We start from the raw sequence: 780 nt of genomic DNA, 5'->3' as shown, positions 1-780 counted from the left end.
CTGCCGCCGGTGTCGTTTTCATCGTAGCCCTGCTGTTTTTTGCGGGGTTCTTCTTGGCCCGCGCCACCAATGGCCCGAGCACCGGGCAGCAGACATCCGGCGGCGGCGGTGCGAGCAGCTGCCCGATGATGGGATCGGGCGGAGGTATGGGACCCGGGATGATGGGTCCCGGGACGTCGAACGAGCCACGGCAAACGACGATGCCGTCACCGGCACCAAACCCGCACCATCCCTAAGCCGCCAGAAGGACTGGCGCTCCAGCTGTTTGGCCTCAGCCGAAATTTCGTCACCCGAAACTGGCCCAGATCACCATAACCAAGATGAACAAGAAGGGAATCAAGACAATGACACCTAAGAGAGGTCATCGAGTCGCGTTAGCAGTCGCGAGCGTAGGTGCCGCAGCAGGGCTGATGGCCATAGCGCTTCCGCTGGTTCCGCAGGTAAGCGCCAATCTCGACAACGCTGCGATGTCCGAGATGGGCATGATTCCGGAAATGCCCGTGCCGCACGTGATGCGCTACGGTGCGATCGCCTATGCCCCGAGCGGCGCTTGGGGTACAGCGCAGGGTTACCCCACCAAAACACAAGCGCAACAGGTCGCGGTGGACCGCTGCAACGACAAGGACTGCCGCGTCGTCATCAGCTTCAATCTGTGTGGCGCGGTCGCTTCCGACGGCGTGAATTACCGGGGCGGAACAGGCTTGTCACGTGCAGCGGCGGAATCCGACGCCCTGAACAGGCTTGGCGGTGGGACGGTCGTGAGCTGGGTATGCAACTGAG

The 780-nt window shown here is 62.4% G+C and carries 1 protein-coding gene and 1 pseudogene; both read left to right on the top strand.

Translation table 11 applies throughout. From position 1 onward, the window contains the following. Positions 1 to 236 (top strand): annotated as a pseudogene (locus AC5Y7D_RS30880) (hypothetical protein); the annotation flags it as partial. 84 nt (positions 237 to 320) lie between these two features. After that, entirely contained in the window at positions 321 to 779 is a 459-nt protein-coding gene (locus tag AC5Y7D_RS30875; protein WP_499929985.1) for a DUF4189 domain-containing protein, read from the top strand. The last annotated feature ends 1 nt before the right edge of the window (position 780 follow it).

This window comes from Mycobacterium sp. NGS49, assembly GCF_059812565.1.
This window is presented reverse-complemented; position numbering and strand designations above follow the sequence as displayed.

Excerpts from the sequence above, each read along its gene's own strand:
- AC5Y7D_RS30875 (WP_499929985.1), top strand. The coding sequence starts at position 321 with ATGAACAAGAAGGGAATCAAGACAATGACACCTAAGAGAGGTCATCGA.